This window comes from Lysinibacillus sp. OF-1, assembly GCF_028356935.1.
GTDB classification, from domain to species: Bacteria; Bacillota; Bacilli; order Bacillales_A; family Planococcaceae; genus Lysinibacillus; species Lysinibacillus fusiformis_D.
Window position 1 is genome coordinate 915,925 of sequence record NZ_CP102798.1, and the last position, 22,844, is coordinate 938,768.

Consider the following 22,844-nt stretch of genomic DNA (forward strand, 5'->3'; position numbering starts at 1 on the left):
AAAATGGTAGTAGGAGATTTCCCAATCGAAACAGATACTCTTGTCATTGGTTCAGGTCCTGGAGGATATGTAGCAGCAATTCGTGCAGCTCAAACTGGCCAAAAAGTAACAATCGTTGAAAAAAATGTACTTGGTGGTGTGTGCTTAAACGTAGGTTGTATCCCATCAAAGGCATTAATTTCAGTAGGTCACCGTTTTGAGCAAGCTAAACATTCAGATGACATGGGAATCATCGCTTCTGATGTGAAATTAGACTTCTCAAAAGCACAAGCATTTAAAGACAGCGTTGTTAAAAAATTAACAGGCGGTGTTGAAGGCTTACTTAAAGGTAACAAAGTTGAAATTGTACAAGGTGAAGCTTATTTCGTTGACGCTAATTCAGTGCGTATCATCAATGGTGAATCTGCTCAAACTTACACATTTAACAATGTCATTATTGCAACAGGTTCTCGTCCAGTTGAAATTCCAACATTCAAATTCTCTGATCGCGTACTAAACTCTACTGGAGCACTTTCTTTACAAGAAGTTCCTGGTAAATTAGTTGTTATCGGTGGCGGATATATTGGTACAGAGCTAGGTTCAGCATACGCAAACCTAGGTTCACAAGTTACAATTATCGAAGGCGGAAAAGATATTTTAGCTGGCTTCGAAAAACAAATGACGCAAATCGTGAAAAAAGGCCTTAAAAAGAAAGGCGTTGAAATGGAAGTTAACGCATCTGCAAAAGGCGTTGAAGAAACTGAAAACGGCGTAGTAGTAACTTATGAAGTTGGTGGAGAAGAGAAGAAAGTTGAAGCTGACTATGTATTAGTAACTGTGGGTCGTCGTCCAAATACAGATGAAATGGGCCTTGCTGAAATCGGTGTTGAATTCGGTGAACGCGGTCTAATCAATGTTGACAAACAATGTCGTACAAATATTTCAAACATCTATGCAATTGGTGATATCGTTGCAGGTCCTCAGCTTGCACATAAAGCTTCTTACGAAGGTAAAGTTGCTGCTGAAGCGATTGCTGGTGAAAAATCAGTTGTTGATTATCTTGCTGTACCGGCTGTATGTTTCACAGATCCAGAAATGGCGACAGTTGGTTACAACGAAGAACAAGCGAAAGCAGAAGGCATTGAATACACTGCAGCGAAGTTCCCATTCGCAGCAAACGGCCGTGCGCTTGCATTAAACCAATCAGAAGGTTTCGTGAAGCTTGTTGCTCGTAAAGAAGATGGCTTATTAATCGGTGCTCAAATCGTAGGTGCTGGTGCATCTGATATGATCGCTGAGATGGGCTTAGCGATTGAAGGCGGCATGACTGCTGAAGATATCGCTTTAACAATTCATGCTCACCCAACATTAGGTGAAATTACAATGGAAACTGCTGAAGTATTACTTGGCAACCCAATCCACATTGTAGCGAAAAAATAATTTGAATAAAGGAGTGTAGAAAAAGCGGATGTTCATTCGCTTATCTACACTCCTTTTTTATTTACAATTGTTTTCTTAAATGCAGCTTGTCGTTGAATAAAATAAATAAAAGGTAATAACTTGAAGATGTGGCCCTATGGATATTAAATTTTACTTTATGCATAAAAAATAGTATTATAATTGATAATAATTATCAATTAAAAATGAAGGAATGGGTTACGATGAATGAGCGCTACCGAACATTTATTTTATTAGCACAATACAAATCATTTACTGAAACAGCGAAGCAGATGTTTTGTTCCCAACCAACAGTTTCTCAGCATATTCAGCAATTGGAAAGTGAATTAGGCTGCCAGCTGATCTCACGGAAAAAAAGACAAATCGAGTTAACTACACAAGGCGAAATGGTGTTGGCTTATGCGCAGAAGATGCAGGAAATGGACCAACAATTGCGAATAGCAGTAAAGCAGACACAACAGGAAAATATCAAATTATATATAAGTCACTATATTGCAGATAGCTTTTTTGACGAGCTATTTGATAAAAATAATAGCACATATAAACAATATCCATATGAAATTAATAGCTATTGCTATGAAGATTTAAAAAGTAGTTTAGTAGAAAACCATGCCAAATTTGCTGTGATGCCGATTTATGATGCTGATAAGATTGTTCACGAGTCATTTGATATCGATATTTTATTTGAGGAAGAATTAGTATTAGTGATGACAAATGATCATCCTTTAGCAAGTCGTCAAATCATTTATACAAGAGATTTGAAAAACTTATCGATGCTATTGTCCCAAAGTTCTTATTTGAATCAGCATATTAAACAAGCTTTACATCAGAAGGCAGTACCTGTTTATTATATACAGATGACTAATTTTGAAATTATTAAGAAGGCTGTGCAGCAGGGTATGGGCGTATCCTTTTTACCTTATAAATCAATAGAGGATAGTCTAGATAAATTAACGTTTAAATATGTGAAAGGTCTATCTATTAAACGAAAAAATGGTATTGTATTTAACCGTAACCAAATTTTAAATGAGCAAGAACAAGCATTTTGTGAACGTATAAAGAAGAAATTGAAGATAGAGTCTATCAGGTAAGCTAAACTTATAATGGTAAATAAATCCTTTATAGTGTTTCTTCTATTATATTTATTAAAATATTTTCTAATTTAATCCAAGCAATATACGAAGCTTTTATTTACTGATTCGTAATTGTTTGGGTTTTTTTATCTTAATTGAGCATCTATTCCAGCAGTATGGTAGCACTTGGAGGAATTTATATAGCTTTTTTGCGATGACTTCCAAGAATCATTTTTGATAGAATATCATCCTTCATTTGTAGGTTTATAGCATTCTATAAGAAAATGTAATAGTACAATAGGAGATTTTTATAATTCGAGAAAAACGGATAAGTGGACAGCGAAAATTAAAATCTTACACCTTACATGATATTGATAATCGTTATCAATGGTGATATAGTTCGAAATGCAAGGAGGTATGAAGATGTCAAAAGACTATATTGTTGTTCATCCATGTAATATTTTTTCTCAAGGCAAAGCAGATGAAAATTTTGAAATTGTAGATATGTATGATTTACCGAATATTGAGCTGTCTTCTTATAAATGTATGATAATTTTAGGGTTTGTCGATCAAGAATTTTTGCAAGAAAAGAAGCAAATTATCGCAGATTTTTTGGCAAGTAAAAAGATTGTATGCTTCTTCGGTAACTTAGTCACAAATTGGTTGCCAGGACAGCAGGCATTTATTGCAAAGGAAATTCGAAATCATTGGGATTATGACATCTCAATTGCGAAACAACACAGAATTTTTGCAGGTGTAAAGGAAGAAGATATGACAATAAATAAAGGTGTGAAAGGATTTTTTGCTCGTGGACATCATCCAGCACCTACAGATGCGGAAATTTTATTAACCTTGCCAGACGGTGAGCCTGTGACATTTATTGACCGAAGCTCAACAAATGGGACTATTTTTATGCATGCAGGTAATAATCTTTTAACTATTGGAGGCATGACACCGTCATCATCAAAAACAACCAGTCGTATTCCTACACAGCTAATGCAATGGGTACAAGAAGAATACATGTATTTAGCGGAAAGGAGTGTCAAGTAGTGCGTAAAATAGCTGTTATGTATAGTGGTAGTTCACAACATTGGCGTACATATAAGACATCTGAATTCGCTCAGTATATTGATCAATTGATTCCAGTGCGTCAGTTAGAGGAAGAAAATTTAGATGCCTTTGATGTATTAATCATCCCTTCTCAATCTCATACAGGGTTATTAGATAAAAATATTCAAAAGATCTATGATTTTGCGAATACAGGTAAAGTAGTGGTCACATTTGGCCCTCAGCACAGAGATTGGTTGCCAATGCATAATTGGGAATCTAGGCCAACTAATTTTTGGTGGTGGCTAGAGCCTAATGCTGATAGTGGCTTGCGTTTAATAGAGGCAACGCATGATTTATTTAAGAATTACCTTACATTGGAGGATGCAACTTGGCATCAACATGGTGTGTACTGGCCAAGTGAGGGCTGTGAAGTTTTAGTATCGACAGATGATGGTGGGGCCGTCTTATATATTGATCGAGTGAACACAAATGGGATTTGGGTCAATACAACATTGGATCCAGATTATCATTTTGGATCTTATTTTATGCCGGCAACAGAACGCTTCTTACGAGGATTTTTACCTTGGCTAAAGAAAGGGCAAATATAAGGAATGCTAAGTGCGCAAAATGATTACTAATAGCTCTATTTGAGACGCAAGTGTTAGTAGTATGTTGGTTCAAGGTTTTGACAGGAAAGCTTGCCGTACATAGTGTAGAAAAATAAGCTTGTGGTATTAAATTAATTATTTTGGAATTTGCTCGTCATTGGTACGGAAATTTTTTGATAAAAGAAAGTAGGAGAACTAGTGGAACCTATTGCTTATGTTGGCATTGATATTCAGTTTACTCGATTAACGGCTGAGGATCGTGAACGTGGCTTAGTATTTTTATATTTATATGATTTACCCTATGTTGATTTAACTGCCTATGCAGGAATAATTATCACAAATCATGTAGAAGAGCAATTTCTACTAGAACATAAAATGATTTTAGATGAATATTTGCTACAGGGTGGTGTTATCTTTTCACTGACAGAAATATCATTGCCATGGTTAGCAAATGTAGCTAATTGGAAACGCTCTCCTATTCCATTGAAAGATCGCGAAATCATGATTGAACAAGCTAATTGTTCTTTATTTAAAGGGATAGAGCCTTATGATATTAATTATCGAAAAGGTGTACGGGGCTTCTTTTCTCGTGGCTATTTTGAAGAATTACCAGCACATGCGGAAGTGTTAATTACAGATCAAAGTGGTGTACCGATACTTTATGTTGATCGACACTCAACAAATGGCACCATTTTTGCAGGGGCAGGTACCGATATTTACAAGGTATTTATGCATGAAGAAAATACATCGAAAAAGCTTAGTATGCAAATGCTAGATTGTATTCGTGAGGAAGCTAACCGCAATTATGCAAGTGGAGGTATGGGCAAATGATAGGGATTGTGACGAATGGCTTACCATTTCAAAATCGCTTTTTTGCAGAGCAAGAATTTCATTATTTATATGATGAAGTGCTACATATTCGCCACTTTCATCAATATGATTTAACAAAGTATGACACACTTATTTTATCTTGTCGCTTAGATATCCGTTCTTTAAAGCGGTATCAGTCACAATTACTGAAATTTGTTAATGCTGGCAAAAGACTGATTATTTTTGGTGAAATATTGGATTGCTGGTTTCCGACAATTGATTGGGAAGATTCTGAGGTCAATTTTAGTTGGTGGGTGAGAGATGGCGGTGATTTACCGATGAAAATGCAAAATAATGTGCATCCACTTTTTAAATACGTGACATTGCATGATATGAAATGGCATTATCACGGTTCTTTTTTACCACCACAAGGAGCGCAATCGTTATTAGATATTCCAAATGGACGATCGTTATTTTATGTAGATAATGTGAGTTTTAATGGAGAACTAGTTGTCACTACACTTGATCCGATGTTTCATATTGGACTAGGTTTTATTGATCAATCAAAGCCGTTTTTACATGGGATGGCAAAATGGTTAAGAGAGGAAGAAAAACATTGAAGAAGTATGGACTTGTCGCTGCTGTAGCACTAACAATGTTGCTGGCAGCTTGTAATAATAACAACGAAGAGACGCAAAATAATACTAAGCCTCAGGTGGAGCAACAATCATCAGAGTTACAAACGACAAAGGAAGAGAAGCTTGTAGTTGACCAATTAGGACGTGAAGTAACAGTACCAAATTCGATTGAGCGTGTTGTAATGGGAGGCATTCTTCCATACTTCTCTACTTGGTATGTAGCAACAAATTCTACAAAAGAAATTGCTGGTATGCATCCAAATTCGTATAATGCAGCAAAACATTCGATGCTAGCAAAAATGTCTCCAGATGTTTTAAAGGCTGATACTTCGTTTATTCAGAATGGTGAAGTCAATGTGGAAGAATTAATGAAAGTAAATCCACAATTATATATAGAGATTGCAACAGATGAGAAATCAATCCATAAAGTATCAGAGGCAGGTATTCCTGTGGTTGCGCTCAAGGCAATTGACGCAGCTGCGGCAGAGCCATTAGCTACCTTTAATAGCTGGTTAGAAATAACAAGCCAAATAACAGGCACAACAGAACGTGCTAATCGCTTCCTAGAGGAAGGCAAAAAAGTACAAGCTCAATTAGATGAAAAGTTAAAAACGATTGAAGAAAAAGATAAGCCTCGCGCGATGATGTTGTTTAGACATAATGAAAAGTCGATTACAATTGGAGGGAAAAACTTCTTTGGTAATCAATGGCTCAATGCGACGGGAGCCATTGATGTAGCTGAAAATGATATCCAAGGACAAAAAGAAGTCAATATGGAACAGGTATATACTTGGAATCCAGATATTATTTTTATTACCAATTTTACAGAGACACAGCCAGCTGATTTGCTTGAAAATAAGATAGCTGGGCAGGATTGGAGTCAGGTGAAGGCAGTTCAGGAGGGTAAAGTGTATAAGATTCCATTAGGCATTTATCGTTGGTTCCCACCTAGTGGAGACGCACCTTTAATGTTAAAGTGGCTTGCACAAAAAAATCACCCAGCGCTATTTGATTATAAAATAGAGGATGAGATTAAAGCATATTATAAAGATTTTTATGAATACGATGTGACAGATGAAGATATTCAAGCTATTTTAAATCCGTCTTCAGAAGCAGCTAAATATTAAGGGATGATTGGTAAATGCAAAACTGGAAAAAGATTATTTTATGGCTCCTCCCCTTGGTGATTGCCGTTATTTCTCTTGGTGTAGGACGCTTTGAGGTTGGTATCGAGCAGCTATTAAAGATTCTTGCTTCACAGATTTTCCCTATAGAGCCGACATGGACAGAGATGGAAGAAACGGTTATTATCAATATTCGCTTGCCACGTATTCTTCTCGCATTGTTAATTGGTGGAGGTTTAGCAATTGCAGGTGCTAGCTTCCAAGGAATGTTTGGTAATCCGCTAGTATCACCAGATATTTTAGGTGTTTCGGCGGGAGCTGGCTTTGGTGCTTCTCTTGGGATATTATTGTTTGGGCAAAATTTTGCCACACAGATAATGGCATTGCTTTTTGGATTAGGTGCCATCGGCTTTACGTTTTTAATTGCTGGCGCACGCAAAAATGCTCCTATTTTTATGTTTGTCTTAGCAGGTGTTATTACATCGGCACTGTTTAATGCGCTTATTTCGTTAACTAAATTTGTAGCTGACCCAGAGGAAAAGCTACCTGCGATTACCTATTGGTTGATGGGTAGCTTAGGAACGGTTACTTATAAAGATTTATATATAGGTGGACCACTGATTATTATCGGTATGTTAATACTTTATTTCCTAAGATGGCGATTAAATATTTTAACCCTCCCAGAGGATGAGGCAAAATCAATGGGAATTTCTGTAGTGCCTTTGAAATGGATGATTATATTTGGTGCCACTTTGATTACTGCGGTGTCTGTTGCGGTTGCAGGAATTGTTGGCTGGGTGGGTTTGATTATTCCACATGTTGCTCGTATGCTTGTTGGAAACAATAATCAGCATGTATTACCAATGTCGATTGCTATTGGAAGCGTCTATTTGTTAGTAATTGATAATTTAGCACGTTCTATAACAGCAACAGAAATACCTTTATCGATTTTAACAGCGATTATTGGTGCACCATTCTTTGCTTATTTACTGCGTAAATCTGGAGGTGGATGGGCGTGATAATTGAAGTGAAAAATGGCAATTTTTATTATGAAAAGCATCGTAAGAAATCCCAAAATCTTTATGTAAACAATATTAATTTTACACTGGAACCAGGACAAATTATGGCCATCCTTGGTCCTAATGGAGCTGGAAAGACAACGATGCTCAAATGTATTACAGGGTTACTAGAGTGGAAGCAGGGAGAAACCTATATAGATGACAAGCCATTGTCTACTGTCAAGCGTAAGGAGCTTTGGCAACGTATTGGCTATGTACCGCAAGCTCATAAAATGGTATTTGGTTTTACAATAGAAGAGCTTGTTGTGATGGGAAGAGCCCCTTTTATTAGTACATTGGCCCAACCATCAAAAAAAGATTTAGAAGCGGCGCATTTGGCATTAGATATAATTGGTATCGTCCATTTAGCAAAAAAATCATGCAATGAGGTAAGTGGCGGCGAGCTACAGCTGGCTTTAATAGCTCGCACACTGGTTGCCGATCCAGAAATACTTATTTTAGATGAACCAGAGTCACATTTGGATATTCAAAAACAAATTACTATTTTACAAACAATCAAGCAATTAGCGAGAGAACGTGGCATTTCTTGTATTATTAACACGCATTATCCTAATCATGCCTTTTATTTAGCTGATCGGGTCCTGATGACGGCAAAGGATAAGGGTGTTGTATATGGCGCTGTACGTGAAATAATGACGGAGGAAAGAATGCAGTCGTTTTTTGGTATCGAGCTAAAAAAAATACTGTATGAAGAAGAGAATTATGTGGTAGAAACAATGGTTCCACGTGCATTAGGTGCAGAAAAATAAGGAGTGCCGCTGGCTTGACTCCAATCAACCATTCTGCAAAAGTGTCTTTTCCTCTTTCATACTAGCCGTTGGGGACTAAATAACCCTTTATTTGTCTTATTAGAGAGAGGATAGACCCTTATTTTCAAGATGGAGAAGTGATGAGTGACAACACCCCTCCATAAAATGGGTAGTGGAAATCTTTGCTAAAAAGATAACCTTTTTATGGATTGGAAGGCTACTTGACTCCGATGGGATAGCGAGACAGGCGAGCCCACAGGAAAGCAAGTAGCCGGAAATCCATTTTCACCTTTCACAAACATTCTATGGATAGTTTTGTTTTTCCACACTATGTAGCATGTAGTTGTTTTCCCAACTACATGCTTTTTAGCTATTTTACTGTATTAGCTTGGTGCGTGAGTCGGCTACATTGATAATCAGGTAGTGGTATTGCCTTCAAATATTATTTCTATTATTTGCAAGCTCCTTTAATTATTCTGAATAATCGATAAATGGTATAATGATAGCATTGTAGAAAGTAAGGGAGGATTTCATAGTGGAGCTTAATTTAACTGGGAAAGTAGCAATTATTACAGGATCGAGTAAAGGAATTGGTTATTATACGGCCATGCAACTTGTCAAAGAGGGGGCTCATGTTGTACTTTGCGCACGTGGAGAAAAACAGCTACAGGTGGCGGCTGGATGTATTAAAAATGAAACGGATGTGGATGTTTTAATTGTTCCAGCTGATGTTACAAAGGAAAAGGATTGTAAGTATTTAATTGAGCGTACAGTAGAACATTTTGGACGCATTGATATTCTCATTAATAATGCAGGTACGGCTTCAGCGAATCCCTTTGAGTCAGTGAGTAGTGAGCTGTGGCAAGCAGATTTAGATTTAAAAGTATTTGGGGCTATACATTGCTCCAAATATGCTGCACCATATATGCGTAAGGCTGGTGCAGGTGCAATCGTTAATGTGACAGCGGTGATGGCTAAGACACCTCCAGCAAGCTCGCTTCCTACTACAGTTAGCCGCGCTGCGGGACTTGCTTTGACAAAAGCGATGAGCAAGGATTTAGGGAAGGATAATATTCGCGTAAATTCTGTATGTATTGGGCTTATTCGCAGTGATCAGATCGAAAAGAATTGGAAAAAGGAAGAACCTAATTTATCGTGGGAAGAATATTCTCGTATGGTAGGGAAAACTATTCCACTTGGACGTGTAGGTGATACGCAAGAAGCCGCTAACGTCATCACATTTTTAGTTTCTGATGCAGCAAGTTATGTTACAGGGACTTCAGTGAATATTGATGGTGGCTCTGGTCACGCATTATAAATAGGATAATCTTTTTTAGGAAAATAATTTTAATGATGTCTCATTAAATTATGATGAGACAACCCCTATATTTCTCTTAATTAAAAGAAGAAAGCCATCCGCTTTCTTTTTTTATATTATTTTCCTAAAATTATAATAGACAGAAAATTCTTGCAGATGTAGAATGAACGATATAGGGGGTGAAAAGTGGCGAAATGTTGAACGAAAATTTTGCTGCGCTATTGTTGCGAGTTATTCGTATCATTGCTCAAATTGGCATACTGACGATTTTTTATTACATGGGGGTGGGAATAGTAACATATTTACACATACCTCTTCCAGGAAGTGTTATTGGATTACTATTATTAGCACTTTCACTCATGTTTAAAATCATTAAGGTGGAATATATTCAAGACGGTGCCAGTTTTTTAATTGGTATGTTAACATTGTTTTTCATACCAGCAACGGTAGGTGTTATTGATTATCCAGAACTCATGTCAGTCACTGGCCTGTTGATTATTTTAGCCGTTATTGCTAGTACATTAATCTCTATTTATGTCACGGGTTTACTGACACAAATCATTGAGAAAAAAGAATTGGCGAAAAAAGAAGGTACGGAAACCACTGTTGATGAAGGGAAGGGAGAGTTAACGGTTGATTGAAGCAATTGTTGTCCTAAGTACCGTCATTATGTTTGTATTGTTCACAAAGCTTTATCAGCGATTTCCACATCCCATCATGATCCCCTTGGTCACTACTACAGTGGTCAGTGTGATGATTTTACTTATATTCGATATTCCATATGCAACATATATGAGAGGTGGAGAATGGCTTCAGAAAATGCTTGGACCAGCAGTTGTCGCACTTGCCTATCCTCTCTATAATCAACGAGCTATTATTCTAAAATATAAGTATTCTATTTTATCAGGACTTTTCATCGGTATGATTACAGGCTTAATGACAATTTTTGTATTACTAAAATGGATTGGTGTAAAGTCTAGCTGGATGCTGACGGCCTTACCTAAATCATTAACCACGCCTGTTGGGATGCAGGTAAGCGAAACGATAGGGGGTATCCCGCCTCTAACTGCTGTTTTTGTGATGATTGCAGGATTTGTAGGGGCTATTATTGGACCATTCGTTATTAAATATGGCAAAATCAACTCGGCCGTTAGTAGAGGTGTGGCTGTAGGCAGTGCCTCACATGGTGTAGGTCTTGTAAAATTAAGAGAATATGGGGAACAGGAATTATCAGTTGGTTCATTATCGATGGGCTTAACCGCTGTTATTGGGGCATTTTTCTGTCCTTTATTTGTTTATTTATTTTTATAATCCAATTGTCGCTTTGTGCAAAAAAAGAGTTGTCTCAAAAACTATTTGAGACAACCTCTTTAGCTTTTTTCAATAATCAATTGAATCGTATGGGCTAGCCCAGTGTGTAGCATTCCTTCATGTCGAATTTGCTCACCTGTAAAAAAGTGGATAATTTTATATGCTTGACACCATTGAAGGACATCTAAAGGGTTATATAAAAAATCGAGTTGCTGTGGACCACCTGAAGCATAAGGGAGCTGATAAATGGAATATAACTCCATCATAATTCGCCCTCCTGGTTTGACTGAATCGATAATCTTTTGTATGACCGTTTGTTGTTGCTTTGCTGGAAAATGTCCAAATACCATAATGGCCGCATCATATTTATTAACGGGAAGCTCATCCAGCAGTAAATCGGCTAGCTTAGTTTGAACTGTCACTTGATGCTTCAGTGCTAATTGTTCAGTTTTTTGAAGGCCACTCTGTGCATAATCATAGGCAGTAACCGTATGTCCAGCTGTGGCTAAAAAAACAGCATTACGTCCTTCACCCTCTGCATAGGCGGCGATATTAGGGGAATCTTTCAAATAATATACATAATCTTTAATAAAGGCATTAGGTTGTTCGCCATAAACGTATTCTGCTCCTTGAAAACGTTGATCCCAAGTATTCATTTAGTTCACTCCCTTTTTTATATTGTAAATAATATAGATTGCTTATTCTAATTTTTAGCTTATTAGTTGAAAGCTTCAAAAAGCAAATCATAAATTCTTAAGTAATATTCAAGTACCATTTATTATGTAATTAATAATGATTGGGACAGGTAAAGAGAAATTTCTAAAGCTGCAATGATATCCAAGCATAGCAAAGCTCACATGAGTGTTTTAGAGATAATGAAAAAGCTAGCTCTTCACAATGAAGAACTAGCTTTTAATTTTTAAAAAATAGGTTTTCGTTCTTTTATTACCCGAATTGTTTTCAATGTTGTATCCTCGGGTCCTTGTACTGGTAAACCTGCTTCAATATTCATTTGAATATAATGAATATTTTCTTGTGTAATTATTTCCCCGGGAATAAAAATCGGAATTCCAGGAGGATAGACCATAATAAATTCTGCACAAATACAGTTATCCGCTTCTGCAAGAGGAACGACTTCTGTATCGGCATAAAAGGCATCACGTGGTGACATGGCAAGAGCTGGGATTTCTGGTACATTCACTACAGCTTCTGTGATAGCCGCTTCAGAATCGAATGCTTTTGACATACGAGTAAGTGCATTTACTAAAAGATTAATTTCTTTTTTCGTATCTCCCAATGTCACTAAACATAAAATATTGTAAAGGTCAGACAGTTCCACTTCAATATTGGCATTATATCGTAACCATTCCTCAGCTCTATGACCAGAAATACCTAAATCTTTTACACTAATAAGCAGTTTTAATGGGTCCATATCATAGGTCGCCGATGAATGTAATTTTTCCTTACCTGCACACTTTAAGTGCGCTATTTGATTGATGCGTTTACGCGCATCTTTTGCTAAACGCAATGCATCGTCGATTAAATCATATCCATGAATGGCTAGCTGGCGACGAGCTGTGTCAAGCGAAGCGAGTAATGGATATGAAGTCGATGTCGTTGTTAGCATGGAAAAGACAGCTTGTACACGTTTCGCTGAAACAAGACCTTCACGGACATTTAAAATGGAAGTTTGCGTCATGGAGCCACCGAGCTTGTGTACACTTGTTGCTGCCATATCTGCACCTGCCTCCATTGCTGAATACGGTAGGTCATCATGGAATTTTATGTGTACACCATGTGCTTCGTCTACGACTACTGGAATCTGACGATCATGAGCGATTTCGACAATGCGCTTTAAATCAGCTGTAAAGCCAAAATAAGTTGGATTAATAACAAGTACAGCTTTTGTGTCTGGATAAGCATTCAACGCTTTTTCGACAGCTTCAGGCGATATGCCATGAGAAATTCCATATTCACTGTCGACTTCTGGGTGAATAAAAATTGGAATTGCACCAGCGAATACAATCGCCGACATAATAGATTTATGAACATTCCGTGGCACTAGAATCTTATCACCTGGGCCGACGACGGTCAGAATCATCGTCATGATGGCGCCACTAGTACCTTGGACGGAAAAGAATGTATGATCAGCACCAAAGGCTTCAGCTGCAAGGCTTTGTGCTTCTTTAATAGCACCCTTTGGTGAATGTAAATCGTCTAGTGGAGCAATATTAATTAAATCAATTGATAAAACGTTGTCGCCGACGAATTCTCGGAAAGCAGGGTCCATCCCTTGCCCTTTCTTATGGCCTGGAATATGGAATTGAATTGGATGTCTGTTCCGATGTTTAAGTAATACGTCGAACAATGGAGTCTCTAGTTGTGACAACGCAGGTACCACCTCACTTTATAATATCTAAGAAAACAAATGAATTATAGCACCTAACGACACGAAAAAATAGACTTTTCATAAAAATAAAAGGTTTTTTTCAGGATAAAGAGAAATTAGTATCGAACGAAAGGGGAGGTACTATGAATTGGAATACACGTGTGACGGAGCTTTTGCAGGTTAAATACCCCATTATTCAAGGAGGGTTAGCCTATTTAGCATATGCTGATTTAGCGGCAGCTGTATCGAATGCTGGCGGTCTAGGGCAAATAACAGCCATGAGCTTACGAGATCCTAATTTATTACGAGCAGAGATCCAGAAAGTCCGAACATTAACAGATAAACCGTTTGGCGTAAATTTTGCGATTGGTCTGCATGGTATAGGCTTTGAGGAGATGGTGCGCGTTGCAGTTGAGGAAGAAGTACCAGTTATTACGATGACTGGAGGAAACCCAGCACCTATTTTTGAGTTGCTAAAAGGAACAGCTATCAAAAAATTGGTACTTGTAGCTGCTCGTAGACAAGCCCAAAAAGCTGAACAACTAGGAGCAGATGCTGTGATGGTTGTTGGTCAAGAGGGGGGAGGTCATCTTGGGCGAGATGACGTTGGCACAATGGTGCTAGTTCCTCAAGTGGTTGATAGTGTGAAAATTCCAATCATTGCTTCTGGAGGCATTGGTGATGGGCGTGGTTGGCTAGCTGCACACGCATTGGGAGCTGAAGGTATTGAAATGGGCACACGCTTTATTGCCACAAAAGAATGTGTCGATGCATCAGAGGCTTATAAAGAGGCTCTGCTTGCTAGTACGGAGGCTGATACGACGATTATTAAGCGTTCTATCGGCGCGCCAGCACGAGCTTTACGTAATGAATTTACGACAAAGATTTTAGAAATTGAGGAAAAAACACCAACATATGAGGCTTTAAAAGACTATATCAGTGGTTCAGCCAATAAGCGTTTTATTTACGATGGCAATCAAAATGAAGGCTTTGGCTGGGCTGGTCAAGTGACGGGAATGATTCACGATATCCCAACCGTAGCGGAACTTATTAATCGAATGGTTGCAGAAGCTGAAAGTATCCGGTTAAAATGGGGGCAATAACATAAAGGTGGTTTTGTCGAATGGAATATTCTTATCCGTTTTCAACTGATTGGTCCACAGAGGAAATTGTGGATGTCGTTCAATTCTTTGAAGGAATTGAGAAAGCTTATGAAAAGGGCATCAAGCGTGAAGTCATGCTGGCTAAATATCGTCGCTTTAAAGAGATTGTTCCATCTCAAGCAGAGGAAAAAACAATTTTTCGAGAATTCGAAGAGGCAAGTGGCTATATTAGCTATCCTGTCGTCAAACAAACCAAGGAAGCCGAAGATGGGATGCTTATAAAAATTGTCCCTAAAAACGGTCGATAAAAAATGGATGTGAGCACAACTCACATCCATTTTTTAATTTTTTGTGTTAAAAAACGACATTTTGCATAAACTACATCAATAAAAATCATCATTAAATGAATCTAAGTAAAACTATTTTCCAACAATGACGTTGTAAAGAGGAAGTAAGCGATTAAATGTTTCCTCTGTTAATTGTTGTAACTCGCTAGCTGTTAGCTTTGTCGCTTGCTCTTTTGGAATGTGACGACCAACCAAGAACTCACCTTTTTTGACATCTCGCAGTCGTATAAGTAATGCTTCAAGCTTGTCTTCTTTTGCCTCTTCGAGAGAAATGGCCTCAGGGGACATATGATCACCTGACACAATAAAATCAGTAGGAAGTTGCTCCAATAAAGATTTATGGGCAAGTAAACGCTCAGCCATAACATTTTTTTGTGGTGCTTCATAAATAATAGCTAAGACGATGAATAAATGTGTGTGCCATAGACCAATCTGAAAGTGAGGCAATGATTTATAACCTCTTTTATAGGGAGCGAAGGCAACCCAACTATCCTTTGGTGGGTTGACAGTTCTTCGAGCATGTTTGGCAACATGAGGGAAGAATTCTTCACCTAGTTGGCTAGAGAAATAAGCAGAAAAGTCTTCTCCTAGCTGATTGAATTTTGGACGTACAAGGGAAGTTAAAGCATCCATTCTTTGTTCTAAACCGTCTATTGTAAAAACATTAAAGTCTTTGTTTGTCCACTTTGTTTTTGGCAATTTTATTTTACTCCTTTCGTTTTATAAGGTTTATTTTACGCTGATTTTGGGAAAAAATCTTATAACAAGAACTTTATCGAAATAAAAAAGTTTTTGTAAAAAAAATTAAAAAAGGAAGTGTTTTTTATGAAACCTATCGTAAAAATTATACGTAAAGTTGACATTGAAAAGCAATATGAACACATTTTACAATTAGAATTAGATTATGAATTAGCATCACTCTTTGAGGCGATGAATGAAAAAAATGATATTGAAATTGAAAAAAGTAAAAAACGTCTGGCTGAAATACAGATGGAACTTGAAAGCTTGCACGCCTATGCGTAATCAAAATTTAATACCTATTTAAAAAATCACTTGCTGAATATTCCGACAGCAGGTGATTTTTATTGTGACAAAGGGTAAAATAGAAATTATATCAAATTGCAGTCCTCTGTTTTTTTATAGTCGAAACAAATGGTTAAGTGATGGAAAAGGTATGAGGAGCATAAAGAGAGCGAGAGAGCCTTTTCTTATATTCGAAGGGTGGGTTTTGAGTGCATTTACAACAAATTGATGAATTTGCAAAAAGTATCATTTTTGAAGCTGGAAGACGTATTCGAGAGGCTTTTTCGTATAATCTAGTTATTGAGACAAAATCAGGTGCAAATGATCTCGTTACCAATATTGACCGAGAGACCGAATTATTTTTTATCGAGCAAATTAAAGCTTTTGATCCAACCCATAAAATTTTAGGGGAAGAAGGAATGGGCGAAAAGGTCGAATCATTAGATGGTGTTGTCTGGATTATTGATCCGATTGATGGCACGATGAACTTCGTCAAACAACATCGTCATTTTATGATTTCTATCGGTATTTTTGTAAATGGTGTTGGAAAGTTAGGGTACATATTTGATGTTATGCGAGAGGATTTATTTAATGCCATTGAAGGTCAAGGGGCATGGTATAATGATTCACCATTGCGTAAACTACAGTCTGTCTCAATGGAGGAGTCGGTCATAGGCATTAATGCACATTGGGTGGCACCCAATCGACATATCCACCATGAAAAGGTGATAGAAATGGTTCGCAAAGTGCGTGGTACACGATCCTACGGGTCAGCGGCAATGGAAATTGCATTTGTTGTTAGTGGCAAACTAGATGCATATGTCTCCATGCGACTAGCACCATGGGATATTGCAGGCGGAACCATCATTGCTCAGGAGGTTGGGGCAGTTGCAACAAATTTACATGGAGAAGGCTTTGATTTCCTCCATCAAGATACTTTTATCATCGCCAATCCTTCCATCCATAAAGAATTATTAGAAAAATATATTGTGCCGTACGATTAAATAAAAAGGAGCCGTCTAGTAACTAGACAGCTCCTTTTCATGTTGATTGCTTATTTTTTCAGTGGGTTTTCAACCAGCTAAATTAACATCTGCCAAGGCATACTTGATTAAAGTAAGCCTTGTGTACGTAGTTTACGCTTCATTTTAAAGGCTGTCATGAAAATGACACAAGTTGCCACAATACCTGCTATTGCACCAAATACACTACTAGCCGCAACAGAATAGCCGATAGAGCACATTGCTAGTACAGCTGCTAATGCATAGATAGCCATTACGATTTTTGCACGATTCATAGCCTAGCCTCCTATATAAAAAATTTGTAAATCAAATATATTTTTTAGAATGATGGAAATTCTAATAAGGACATTTCTATCCTTCTTGTGCTATAATATCACAGTTAAACATTCGAAAAAAGAATATGGAGTGGAATAATGACAAACTTACGTCAAGATCTTCGCAATATCGCAATTATCGCCCACGTTGACCATGGTAAAACTACCTTAGTCGACCAATTACTAAAACAATCAGGTACATTCCGTTCAAACGAACGTGTTGAAGAACGTGCAATGGACTCTAATGATATTGAACGCGAACGTGGTATTACGATTTTAGCTAAAAATACAGCAGTAAACTATGAAGGAACTCGTATCAACATCCTTGATACGCCTGGACACGCTGACTTCGGTGGTGAGGTAGAACGTATTTTAAAAATGGTAGACGGCGTTTTACTAGTTGTCGATGCGTATGAAGGTTGTATGCCTCAAACACGTTTCGTACTGAAAAAAGCATTAGAACAACGCTTAACACCAATCGTTGTTGTTAATAAAGTAGACAAAGATTCAGCTCGTCCACTAGAAGTAGTGGATGAAGTGCTTGAATTATTTATCGAGTTAGGTGCAGATGACGATCAATTAGATTTCCCTGTTGTCTATGCTTCAGGTGTAAATGGTACAGCTTCTTTGGACGCTGATCCATCTAAACAAGAAGAAAATATGAAATGTCTATTCGAAAAAGTGATCGAGGCTATTCCAGCACCAGTAGATAACTCAGAAGATCCATTACAATTCCAAGTAGCTCTACTTGACTATAATGACTTCGTTGGACGTATCGGAATTGGTCGTGTATTCCGTGGAACAATTTCTGTAGGTCAACAAGTTGCACTGATGAAATTAGACGGCACAGTGAAAAACTTCCGTGTAACGAAAATCTTTGGTTTCTTCGGTTTAAAACGTGAAGAAGTAGAGACAGCAAAAGCTGGTGATTTAATCGCCGTTTCAGGTATGGAAGACATCAACGTTGGTGAAACAGTTTGTCCTGTTGAACACCAAGAAGCGCTTACACCATTACGTATTGATGAGCCGACTTTACAAATGACATTTTTAGTAAACAATTCGCCATTCGCAGGTCGTGAAGGGAAATGGGTTACTTCTCGTAAAGTAGAAGAGCGTTTACGTGCTCAATTACAAACGGACGTATCTTTACGTGTTGAAGATACTGATTCTCCAGATGCTTGGACAGTTTCAGGTCGTGGTGAGCTTCATCTATCAATTCTTATTGAAAATATGCGTCGTGAAGGTTTCGAATTACAAGTATCTAAACCGCAAGTAATCGTGCGTGAAATCGACGGCGTAAAATGTGAGCCATTCGAACGTGTTCAAATCGATGTACCAGAAGAAAATGTTGGTTCAATTATTGAATCAATTGGTGCACGTAAAGGTGAAATGCTTGATATGGTGAACAACGGCAGTGGTCAAGTTCGTTTAACGTTCTTAGTACCAGCTCGTGGTTTAATTGGTTATACTACTGAATTCATGTCGATGACAAAAGGTTTCGGTATCATCAACCATACGTTTGATTGCTACCAACCATTACTACCAGGTAAAATTGGTGGACGTCACCAAGGTGTACTAGTTTCAATGGAAACTGGTAAATCAACAACTTATGGGATGATGCAAATTGAAGACCGTGGTACACTGTTCTTGGAGCCAGGTACAGATATTTACGAAGGTATGATCGTTGGAGAAAATACTCGTGACGCTGATATCACTGTAAACATCACAAAAATGAAACAAAAAACAAACATCCGTTCAGCAAATAAAGACCAAACGAATGTTATTAAAAAACCACGTATTTTATCTTTAGAAGAAGCGCTTGAATACCTAGGTGATGACGAGTACTTAGAAATCACACCAGAATCTATTCGTCTGCGTAAAAAAATTCTTGATAAAAATGAACGTGAGAAAGCAGCGAAAAAATTACGTAACGCAGAACAATAATTTTCCGCTGACATGAAAGGAAGAGGAGTCTTGGATATTAAGTCCGCTTTATTGGGTGAACTAAATGTTATTCAAGTTGCTGCACAGACAAGTTCCGATGAAACAACAAGAGTTTATGGAAGAATGGCGGGTATAACTAGATTTTTATACGAAAATTTACCAAGCTATGAAATTGCAGGCTATGTTGTATTTCTTCTTGTATTTGCACTTTCTGCCATTGTCTATAAGTTAGGCTTTGCCAAGAAATTAAAACTATCTCAAAACATTATTATTTATGCGTTCCTATTTTTAGGTTGTATCATGCTAACGTTTTTTGCCCTATTCTTGCCAATGATTGAGGGTCTGATTGTAGCAGCCTTAATTTTAATCGTATATAAAACAAGATTATGGCGTGAAAAAAGAGAAGAGCAACAAGCTACCAATCAGTAACAAGTATGTATTTTATAATAAGAATTTTTATACAGTCTTAGCGATTATTACGCTAAGGCTGTTTTCTTTTGTATCAATTCTCGAGCTTGCTCGAAAAGTGCCTTCTCAAAAATATTATTTGATGTACCTGACGCTAAATAATTGCTAAATCAAAATAAATTGGTAGGCACCGAAATCTTCTAATGTGAATAAGTTAATGTCGATAGGCTTATTTTCATCACATCAAGGAGGAAAGGGAATGCGTGGGCTTACAAAAGGTTTGCTATTAGGTGTCATTGCTTTGTTACTCCTTTCTTTGACAGCATGTAATAAAGCAGAGCTAGAAAAAGTCAAAGTAGGAGAAGTAACTCGTTCAATTTTCTATGCGCCACAATATGTAGCACTTGAGAAAGGATTCTTCGAGGAGGAGGGTCTTTCTGTTGAGCTACAAACGATTGCAGGTGGCGATAAAACTATGACGGCGTTACTGTCAGACGGGATTGATATTGCTTTAGTTGGATCAGAGACATCTATTTATGTCACTTTACAAGGTGCTAATGATCCCATTCAAAATTTTGCACAGTTAACACAAACTGACGGTACTTTTTTAGTAGCAAGAGATAAAATGAATAATTTTTCGTGGGATCAATTAAAGGGCTCAACATTTTTGGGGCAACGTAAAGGCGGTATGCCTCAAATGGCAGGAGAATTTGTGTTGAAAAAACATGGCATTGACCCTGTAGATGATTTAACACTTATTCAAAATATTGATTTTGCCAATATTGCTACTGCTTTTGCCTCAGGTACTGGTGACTATGTACAATTATTTGAACCAACTGCGAGCGTCTTTGAGAAAGAGGGGAAAGGCTATATCGTAGCTTCGTTTGGAACGGAGTCTGGCAATCTTCCTTACACGTCTTTTATGGCAAAAAGTAGTTATTTAAAGGATGAAGCGAAAACGGTTCAGGCTTTTACAAATGCATTGCAACGAGCACAGGATTTTGTACAAAATGAGAGTTCAGCAGAAGTAGCAAAAATGATTCAGCCATATTTTGAAAATGTCGATATAGCGATCATTGAAACCGTGATTGAGCGTTACAAAGCGCAGGGCTCTTATGCTACTGACCCAGTTCTCGATGAAGGAGAGTGGGATAACTTGCAAACAATTATGGAGGAAGCAGGTGAACTTCCTCAACGAGTGGAATATGACAAACTTGTGAATACAACCTTTGCCAAAAAGGCTGCTGAGTAATATGGAATTTTTACAGCTGGAGAACATTCACCATAGTTATTTTTCAAACACACAGGCAAAGGAAGTATTACGTGATATTAGTCTAGCGATTCGTGAAGGAGAATTTGTATCCTTTATTGGACCGAGTGGCTGTGGGAAAACAACATTATTATCAATTATTGCAGGATTATTTCCTGCAACTGAAGGCAAGGTCTATATAGATGGTGAAGAGCTATCAGCACATAATCAATCTAGTATTGGCTATATGCTTCAGCAAGATTATTTATTTCCGTGGAAGACCATTGAGGAAAATGTAACAATCGGTTTGAAAATTATGGAACGAAGCAATAAAACACATAAAGTGACAGCCAATGCACTGTTGCAGGAAATTGGCTTACCACATGTCGGGAATAATTATCCACGAGAATTATCAGGAGGTATGCGACAGCGTGTGGCTCTTGCTCGCACATTAGCCGTAAACCCAAAAATATTATTATTAGATGAACCATTCTCCGCTTTGGATTATCAGTCGAAATTAAAGCTTGAGGATTTAGTTGTGGAGACCTTAAAAACGTATAAAAAGACGGCTATTCTTGTAACACATGATATTGGCGAGGCTATCGCGATGAGTGAGCGTGTCTTTCTATTTTCAGCCAATCCAGGGGCATTGCACAGAGTGTTTGAAATACCTGATGCTCTTCGTGAGCTGTCACCCTTTGATGTAAGACAGCATCCAGCCTATACAGATGTTTTCCAAACCATTTGGAAGGAGCTGGAGAGTCTTGGATAACACATTATTTAAACAATATCAGCAATTACTAAAAAAAGAAAAACGCTTTGTACGGTTATATCAGCTTATCATTCTACTGCTATTCTTTGGTGGGTGGGAGCTTCTTTCAAGACTAGAGTGGATTGATCGTTTAATATTTAGCTCACCGACACATGTTTGGCATACATTTATTGAAAAAGTAAGTGATGGTACATTAACATTACATGTTGGTGTGACATTAATGGAGACGGTGATTGGTTTTATTGCTGGTACTTTACTTGGAACATTAATCGCTATAGTATTGTGGTGGTCTCCGCTACTATCAAAGGTTCTCGACCCTTATTTAGTAATTTTAAATGCGATGCCAAAAGTTGCGCTCGGCCCTATTTTGATCGTTGCGCTCGGACCAGGCTATTTTTCCATTATCGCCATGGGTGCATTGATTTCCATCATTATTACAACCATTGTTGTGTATACAGCCTTCAAAGGTGTCGATCCAAATTATAGTAAGGTCTTACAAACATTTGGGGCAACTAGATGGCAAATCTTTCGTGAAGTAATTTTGCCAGCTTCATTTCCTACGATTATTTCAACTTTGAAAGTTAATGTTGGATTATCATGGGTAGGGGTGATTGTAGGTGAATTTTTAGTAGCTTCAAAAGGGCTTGGTTATTTAATTATTTATGGCTTCCAAGTATTTAATTTTAACCTTGTGCTCATGTCGCTTCTGATCATTGCGTTTTTTGCGACCATTATGTATCAAGTAGTTGAATTGGTTGAAAAAATAATTATTAAAAATAACGGATAAAAGAGGTTCTCTATAGTTGAGGTACTTCTCAGACTGTTGACAAAAGGAATCGAGTGTGAACTTCTCGATTCCTTTTGTCATTTTTGATACCTTTTTTTCCATTCGCAAAGACATGCTTCAAGGTTCCTCTGCGCTTTGCATAGATTTGTTTAATATTATAAGGATGTTGTAAATATTCAACTTCCGCTACCACGATTCCCCGATAGGACGTTGAATGAGTTTCTGATGATTATTACTTTTTGTTCATTGTAATAAGGCTTAGGCGAGGGCACTTAATACAAATCAAAGG

At 37.6% G+C, this 22,844-nt stretch carries 25 protein-coding genes; 21 read left to right on the plus strand and 4 right to left on the minus strand.

What is annotated here, in order from left to right; genetic code table 11:
• Window positions 1-3 precede the first annotated feature (3 nt).
• From lpdA to NV349_RS04275, 12 genes are all read left to right on the plus strand, one after another.
• On the plus strand, window positions 4-1,419 hold the full coding sequence (gene lpdA, locus NV349_RS04220; protein ID WP_036125472.1) for a dihydrolipoyl dehydrogenase: 1,416 nt from the start codon (window positions 4-6) through the stop codon (window positions 1,417-1,419).
• A gap of 221 nt (window positions 1,420-1,640) precedes the next feature.
• Window positions 1,641-2,528, plus strand: a complete 888-nt coding sequence (locus NV349_RS04225) for a LysR family transcriptional regulator (RefSeq protein ID WP_051891703.1) — start codon at window positions 1,641-1,643, stop codon at window positions 2,526-2,528.
• A 405-nt stretch (window positions 2,529-2,933) separates the two neighbouring features.
• On the plus strand, window positions 2,934-3,560 hold the full coding sequence (locus NV349_RS04230; protein ID WP_089931916.1) for a hypothetical protein: 627 nt from the start codon (window positions 2,934-2,936) through the stop codon (window positions 3,558-3,560).
• The gene (locus NV349_RS04235; RefSeq protein ID WP_058843442.1) at window positions 3,560-4,168 is read left to right on the plus strand and encodes a hypothetical protein; all 609 of its coding nucleotides are present in this window, start codon (window positions 3,560-3,562) and stop codon (window positions 4,166-4,168) included. Before NV349_RS04230 ends, NV349_RS04235 begins: the two co-directional genes overlap by 1 nt.
• A 198-nt stretch (window positions 4,169-4,366) precedes the next feature.
• Window positions 4,367-4,999, plus strand: a complete 633-nt coding sequence (locus tag NV349_RS04240; protein ID WP_036125465.1) for a hypothetical protein — start codon at window positions 4,367-4,369, stop codon at window positions 4,997-4,999.
• Entirely contained in the window at window positions 4,996-5,598 is a 603-nt protein-coding gene (locus tag NV349_RS04245) for a hypothetical protein (RefSeq protein WP_036125464.1), read from the plus strand. Before NV349_RS04240 ends, NV349_RS04245 begins: the two co-directional genes overlap by 4 nt.
• Complete coding sequence (locus NV349_RS04250) at window positions 5,595-6,743, plus strand: ABC transporter substrate-binding protein (protein ID WP_058843443.1); 1,149 nt, start codon at window positions 5,595-5,597, stop codon at window positions 6,741-6,743. The genes NV349_RS04245 and NV349_RS04250 overlap by 4 nt, the downstream gene beginning before the upstream one ends.
• Window positions 6,744-6,757: 14 nt before the next feature.
• A complete protein-coding gene (locus NV349_RS04255; protein WP_036125460.1) occupies window positions 6,758-7,759 on the plus strand; it encodes a FecCD family ABC transporter permease in 1,002 nt (333 codons plus the stop codon).
• On the plus strand, window positions 7,756-8,568 hold the full coding sequence (locus NV349_RS04260; protein WP_058843444.1) for an ABC transporter ATP-binding protein: 813 nt from the start codon (window positions 7,756-7,758) through the stop codon (window positions 8,566-8,568). The genes NV349_RS04255 and NV349_RS04260 overlap by 4 nt, the downstream gene beginning before the upstream one ends.
• A 535-nt stretch (window positions 8,569-9,103) precedes the next feature.
• On the plus strand, window positions 9,104-9,886 hold the full coding sequence (locus NV349_RS04265; RefSeq protein ID WP_058843445.1) for an SDR family NAD(P)-dependent oxidoreductase: 783 nt from the start codon (window positions 9,104-9,106) through the stop codon (window positions 9,884-9,886).
• A 194-nt stretch (window positions 9,887-10,080) separates the two neighbouring features.
• Window positions 10,081-10,527: a CidA/LrgA family protein gene (locus tag NV349_RS04270; protein ID WP_058843446.1), complete on the plus strand. Its 447-nt coding sequence runs from the start codon at window positions 10,081-10,083 to the stop codon at window positions 10,525-10,527.
• Window positions 10,520-11,197 carry an LrgB family protein gene (locus NV349_RS04275; RefSeq protein ID WP_058843447.1) on the plus strand — a complete coding sequence of 226 codons (678 nt, stop codon included), beginning with the start codon at window positions 10,520-10,522 and terminating at the stop codon, window positions 11,195-11,197. The genes NV349_RS04270 and NV349_RS04275 overlap by 8 nt, the downstream gene beginning before the upstream one ends.
• A gap of 59 nt (window positions 11,198-11,256) precedes the next feature.
• On the opposite strand, the gene NV349_RS04280 is transcribed toward NV349_RS04275, so the two are convergent.
• A complete protein-coding gene (locus tag NV349_RS04280) occupies window positions 11,257-11,853 on the minus strand; it encodes a class I SAM-dependent methyltransferase (protein ID WP_058843448.1) in 597 nt (198 codons plus the stop codon).
• Between the two features lie 263 nt (window positions 11,854-12,116).
• Window positions 12,117-13,586, minus strand: coding sequence for an aminotransferase class I/II-fold pyridoxal phosphate-dependent enzyme (locus NV349_RS04285; protein WP_058843449.1), 1,470 nt, complete (start codon window positions 13,584-13,586; stop codon window positions 12,117-12,119).
• 143 nt (window positions 13,587-13,729) lie between these two features.
• Here NV349_RS04285 and NV349_RS04290 point away from each other — a divergent pair, with 143 nt between their 5' ends.
• Together NV349_RS04290 and NV349_RS04295 are read left to right on the plus strand one after the other, a co-directional pair.
• Complete coding sequence (locus NV349_RS04290) at window positions 13,730-14,689, plus strand: NAD(P)H-dependent flavin oxidoreductase (protein ID WP_058843450.1); 960 nt, start codon at window positions 13,730-13,732, stop codon at window positions 14,687-14,689.
• 20 nt (window positions 14,690-14,709) lie between these two features.
• Window positions 14,710-14,997, plus strand: a complete 288-nt coding sequence (locus NV349_RS04295; RefSeq protein WP_036125382.1) for a UPF0223 family protein — start codon at window positions 14,710-14,712, stop codon at window positions 14,995-14,997.
• A 111-nt stretch (window positions 14,998-15,108) separates the two neighbouring features.
• Here the strand turns inward: NV349_RS04295 and NV349_RS04300 are convergent, their stop codons facing one another.
• The gene (locus NV349_RS04300; protein ID WP_036125380.1) at window positions 15,109-15,735 is read right to left on the minus strand and encodes a YktB family protein; all 627 of its coding nucleotides are present in this window, start codon (window positions 15,733-15,735) and stop codon (window positions 15,109-15,111) included.
• A gap of 126 nt (window positions 15,736-15,861) precedes the next feature.
• On the opposite strand from NV349_RS04300, the gene NV349_RS04305 reads away from it, so the two are divergent.
• Both NV349_RS04305 and NV349_RS04310 read left to right on the plus strand, forming a co-directional pair.
• Window positions 15,862-16,059 carry a hypothetical protein gene (locus NV349_RS04305; RefSeq protein WP_036125378.1) on the plus strand — a complete coding sequence of 66 codons (198 nt, stop codon included), beginning with the start codon at window positions 15,862-15,864 and terminating at the stop codon, window positions 16,057-16,059.
• Between the two features lie 209 nt (window positions 16,060-16,268).
• Complete coding sequence (locus NV349_RS04310) at window positions 16,269-17,063, plus strand: inositol monophosphatase family protein (protein ID WP_036125376.1); 795 nt, start codon at window positions 16,269-16,271, stop codon at window positions 17,061-17,063.
• A 107-nt stretch (window positions 17,064-17,170) separates the two neighbouring features.
• Here NV349_RS04310 and NV349_RS04315 read toward each other — a convergent pair whose 3' ends face one another.
• The gene (locus NV349_RS04315; protein ID WP_036125374.1) at window positions 17,171-17,356 is read right to left on the minus strand and encodes a DUF5325 family protein; all 186 of its coding nucleotides are present in this window, start codon (window positions 17,354-17,356) and stop codon (window positions 17,171-17,173) included.
• A 138-nt stretch (window positions 17,357-17,494) separates the two neighbouring features.
• On the opposite strand from NV349_RS04315, the gene typA reads away from it, so the two are divergent.
• From typA to NV349_RS04340, 5 genes are all read left to right on the plus strand, one after another.
• Entirely contained in the window at window positions 17,495-19,339 is a 1,845-nt protein-coding gene (gene typA, locus NV349_RS04320) for a translational GTPase TypA (RefSeq protein ID WP_036125372.1), read from the plus strand.
• 30 nt (window positions 19,340-19,369) lie between these two features.
• On the plus strand, window positions 19,370-19,768 hold the full coding sequence (locus tag NV349_RS04325) for a YlaH-like family protein (protein ID WP_036125369.1): 399 nt from the start codon (window positions 19,370-19,372) through the stop codon (window positions 19,766-19,768).
• A gap of 238 nt (window positions 19,769-20,006) precedes the next feature.
• Entirely contained in the window at window positions 20,007-20,999 is a 993-nt protein-coding gene (locus NV349_RS04330) for an ABC transporter substrate-binding protein (RefSeq protein ID WP_058843452.1), read from the plus strand.
• A 1-nt stretch (window position 21,000) separates the two neighbouring features.
• Complete coding sequence (locus tag NV349_RS04335) at window positions 21,001-21,768, plus strand: ABC transporter ATP-binding protein (protein ID WP_036125365.1); 768 nt, start codon at window positions 21,001-21,003, stop codon at window positions 21,766-21,768.
• Entirely contained in the window at window positions 21,761-22,555 is a 795-nt protein-coding gene (locus tag NV349_RS04340; RefSeq protein WP_036125362.1) for an ABC transporter permease, read from the plus strand. The genes NV349_RS04335 and NV349_RS04340 overlap by 8 nt, the downstream gene beginning before the upstream one ends.
• Window positions 22,556-22,844 lie beyond the last annotated feature (289 nt).